The following is a 4,228-nucleotide window of genomic DNA, read 5'->3' as shown; positions in this document are numbered from 1 at the left end:
TCCGGCGGTATCTCCTCCCGCCGCGTCCGCCCGGAGGAGAGGTCGACGACGAGGATGTTTTCGCGTGGGAGCATCACGCTATTGTACCGTGGCATCCGCTCTGTGAAGCGTACGGAGCAGGGGGTCCCCTGAGCGAAGCCGCCAGCGCGGAAACGGCGGAGAACCCGCGCTTATAATACGTAAGAGCTGGTTTCTGGCGATATGGTCGGCCGAAGGGCGGGGAGAGGATCGCGGGCCATGTTCGCTGTTCGGAGCCGGGGAGCCTGGCGGCGGATGCCCCGACACGAGCTTCGCGCCGTCGGGGTACCCCCACTGTAGGAGAAACGGGGGGCACGAACGGGGAGCCCCCTGCGGAGTAGCGAAATCTTGGCGGATGCGCCCCTGTTCCAAGGAGCGACCAGCTCACGTCGCCGGGGCCTGCCACCGATCGTACCGCAGCAGGAGCAGCAGCCCCGGGATCGCGGCGAGGGCGCTGACGATGAAGTACGTCTCCCACCCGTACGCCTTGACGAGGAAGCCGGTGGGCGCGCCGACGACCACCCGCGTGACCGCCATCAGGCTGGTGAGCAGCGCGTACTGCGTGGCGGTGTACCGCTTGTCGCACAGGCTCATCAGGAACGCCGCGTACGCCGCCGTCCCCATCCCGCTGCAGAGGTTCTCGACGCCGATCGCGGCGACCATCATCGGGTAATGGTGCCCCAGGCGCGCCAGGGCGAAAAACGTCAGGGTCGACACCGACTGCAGGACGCCGAAGATCCAGAGGGACGCCTTCATCCCCGCCTTCGCGACCACCGCGCCCCCCGCCAGCGTCCCGAAGATGGTGGAGACCATCCCCAGCCCCTTCGTCACCGCGCCGATGTCGGTCATGGTGAAACCGAGCTCCAGGAGGAACGGGGTGGTGAGGGCGGTGGCCATCACCACGTCGAGCTTGTAGAAGACGACGAACAGCAGGATCGGGACGGCGCCCGGCCGCGCGAAGAACTCGAGGAACGGGTCGATCACCGCCGCCCGCAGGGTCCTCGGCGGCTTCCCCCGGATCTCCGGCTCCGGGGAAAGGAGGGACGCGGCGATCCCCACGAGCAACGAACCCGCCATCAGCAGGTACACGACGCGCCAAGGCATCCGGTCGGCCAGGATGAGCGCGATCGCGCCCGAGGTGAGCATCGCCACCCGGTACCCCAGGATGTGGACCCCCGCTCCGGGCCCCAGCTCCTCCGGGGCGAGGACCTCGGTCCTCCACGCGTCCACCACGATGTCCTGGCTCGCGCTCGAGAAGGCCACGAGGAGCGCAAGGAGGGCGAGGGCCCCGGGGTGGGCTCCCGGCTCCGAGAACGCCATCGCCGCCACGGCGAACAGCAGGGCGACCTGCGTGACGAGCATCCACCCCCGCCGGCGTCCGAGGAACGGGGGGACGAACCGGTCCATCAGCGGGGACCAGAGGTACTTGATCGTGTACGGCAGCCCGACCAGGGAGAAGACGCCGATCACCGCCAGGTCGACCTTCTCCGACGTCATCCACGCCTGGAGGGTGGAGCCGGTCAGCGCCAGCGGTATCCCGGAGGAGAACCCGAGCAGCAGCACGAAGAAGATTCGGCGGTTCCCGAACGCGGCGAGGAGCGCGGACATGACGCCTATCGTATCACCCGGTGAACAAAATCCGCGGTGGAGTGTCTAACGGGGGCAGGAAGAACAAATCACCGTCGTCCCGAAAGGAGTCCCGCCATGAAAACGTCGCCGCATCGCAGGCCGATGGGGGCCGCAACCGCACTCGCCGCCGCGTTCCTCCTCTGCGCGGCCGCATCCTTCGCCGCCATGGTGGACGTGGACGTCCTGGGCGACGACCGGGGGGTGCTCCCGGAGTACCGGATCGTCCCCCGGGGCCACTACACGACCCACCGCGCCTACGTGCAGGCGCTGGAAGGGGAGCGGTACTCCGTGCGGGTGAAGAACAACTCCGCCGACCGGATCGGGGTGGTGATCGCCGTGGACGGGCGGAACATCATCTCCGGGAGGAAGTCGAACCTCCGGCCCGACGAACGGATGTACATCCTGCCGCCGTACGGCTCCGGGACGTACGAGGGGTGGCGCACGGAGCGCGACACGGTCAACCGGTTCTACTTCACCGACCCGGGGGATTCGTACGCCGGGGCGTTCGGCGACCATTCCGCGATGGGGGTGATCGCGCTGGCGGTGTACCGGGAGAAGCGACTGCCGAGGGAGAAGCCGCTCGTGCGGGAGATCCCGGAGCGCGAGTTCATAGACCGCGCCCCGGGACCGCCGGCGCCCGGAAAAGGATCGGGCGTCGGAAGGCCTCCGGCGCCGCAGGCGGCGGCCCCGGGACCCGGCGCCGCCGGGGAAAGCGCGGCACCGCGGTCGGCCCTGCGGAAGGGCGACGACGCCGGGACCGGGTTCGGGGAGGAGACGTACTCCCCCGCGAGGAAGGTGGAGTTCCGCGCGGATCCCCGTGTCGCCGAGCGGCACTTCCTGAAATACGAGTGGCGGGAAACGCTGTGCCGGAAGGGGATCATCGACTGCCGGTGGCCGAAGAACCGGTTCTGGGACGACGATGACGACTACGCCCCGTATCCGCCGGGGCGGGACCGGAACGGCGACTGATCCGCACGGGCCGGGGGCGGGATGGAGGGGGGGCTTCGGGCCCCCCTTTCAATTGGAGGACGGTCCTCCTCCCCTCCGCAGATACTCCTCCGCGAACGCCTCCTGCGTTTCGGCCCGGTCCCGGTTGATCGAATCGTATCCGTCGATCAGCACCGATACGATCCGGCCGTCCAGCGACCCGTTCGAGGCGAACTCCCGGAGGATCCCGATCGTCCCGTCCCGCAGGACCCCCCGGCGGTACGGCCGGTTCTCCGTGAGGGCGGTGAACACGTCCGCCACGGCGAGGATCCGGGATCCCAGCGGAAGGGCCTCCCCGCTGTGATGGAAGGGGTAGCCGTTCCCGTCCATCCGCTCGTGGTGGAAAGCCGCCCACCGGGTGATCTCCTCGAACCCTCCGATGTTCTCCAGGATCCGGAAGGTGTGGTACGCGTGTCCGCGGACGACGTCGAACTCGGACGAGTTCAGGGGGGATGGCTTCTCCAGGATCGCGTTCGGAACGGCCACCTTTCCCAGGTCGTGCAGGAGGCCGGCGATCCGGATGAGGCGGCACTCCCTCTCCTCGAAGAGCAGGCGTCGGGCGAGGTGCTCTGCCGTGGCCGCCACGCCGCTGGAGTGCGAGGCGGTGTAGGAGCTGCGGAAGTCGACGACGCGGGAGAGGATCTGCCCGAACTGTTCGAGGCTGTCCATCGGGAGGATCACCCGTGGCCATTCCACCATTCCCGAGATGATGGAGTCGACTCGGGGCGAAACCGCGTCGAGCCAGAACGATTCGATCCCCGCGAACGCGTGGAAGGAGTCGACCAGGTCGGGAGAGAACCGTTCTCCCGGGTTCCGCTCCACCTCGGCGACGATCCGCCGCACCTGCCCGAGGATGCCGGCGTCCCGCCGGATCATCCGGTCGATCGTATCGGCGAGGTGAATGGCGTTGGCGGAAAGGCGTACGGGGTACGGGACCCCCTCCCAGCCGTCCGGGGAGTTCCAGGGCTTGTGGTGGTGCCGAACGATCCCGGAGGTGGTGCGGAACAGGTCGAAGCGGCAAAGCAGGTCCGCGCCGATCCGGACGTGCCGGTCCTGGTCCTCCATGTCTCCCAGCAACGAGTCGATCCGCTCCTCCACCGACAGCATTCCGATGTCGTGGAGGGCGGCCGCGTACAGAAGATCGGACTGCTCCGCGGAGGTCCGCGCCATCGGGAGGGAGAGGCGCAGGGCGATGTACGCGACCCGCTGCTGGTGGTCCATCGCGATCCGGTGCACCAGGTCGAGGGAGTCGGATAGGGAAAGGACGAGGTTCTGGAGGAGAACGACGGGGTCGCGGATCATCCGGTGGCGCCCTTTCCGGTGGTTTCTGCCCCCTTCAGTGTACGGCCTCGGCGTCGGGATGAAACCGCAAATCTTCCAATGGATGAAACCGCCAGGAACGATTCGCATCCCACTTGCAGAAAGGAATAAATGGGAATATTATCCCAAACATGAAAACACACAACGCCATATACGCCGCGATCCTCAGGATCCTTCGGCCCGTCGTCCGGCTGCTCCTGCGCCACGGGATTCCGTTCGGGACGTTCGCCGACCTTGCAAAGCGAGTCTACATCGAGGTGGCCCTGGAGGAGTT

General features: G+C 67.7%; 4 protein-coding genes. 2 read left to right on the top strand and 2 right to left on the bottom strand.

Going from position 1 to position 4,228, the window contains the following annotated elements:
* Positions 1-402: 402 nt before the first annotated feature.
* Positions 403-1,626, bottom strand: coding sequence for an AmpG family muropeptide MFS transporter (locus HZB86_12235; GenBank protein MBI5906291.1), 1,224 nt, complete (start codon positions 1,624-1,626; stop codon positions 403-405).
* Between the two features lie 96 nt (positions 1,627-1,722).
* On the opposite strand from HZB86_12235, the gene HZB86_12230 reads away from it, so the two are divergent.
* Complete coding sequence (locus HZB86_12230; GenBank protein ID MBI5906290.1) at positions 1,723-2,616, top strand: hypothetical protein; 894 nt, start codon at positions 1,723-1,725, stop codon at positions 2,614-2,616.
* Between the two features lie 48 nt (positions 2,617-2,664).
* On the opposite strand, the gene HZB86_12225 is transcribed toward HZB86_12230, so the two are convergent.
* Complete coding sequence (locus HZB86_12225; protein ID MBI5906289.1) at positions 2,665-3,936, bottom strand: HD domain-containing protein; 1,272 nt, start codon at positions 3,934-3,936, stop codon at positions 2,665-2,667.
* Between the two features lie 149 nt (positions 3,937-4,085).
* On the opposite strand from HZB86_12225, the gene HZB86_12220 reads away from it, so the two are divergent.
* On the top strand, positions 4,086-4,228 hold a 143-nt coding region (locus HZB86_12220), incomplete at its 3' end, for a hypothetical protein (GenBank protein MBI5906288.1).

This window comes from Deltaproteobacteria bacterium, assembly GCA_016234845.1.
In the GTDB taxonomy this organism is placed as follows: Bacteria; Desulfobacterota; Deferrimicrobia; order Deferrimicrobiales; family Deferrimicrobiaceae; genus JACRNP01.
The sequence above is the reverse complement of the archived record's forward strand: the minus strand, read 5'-3'. Positions and strand labels throughout refer to the sequence as shown.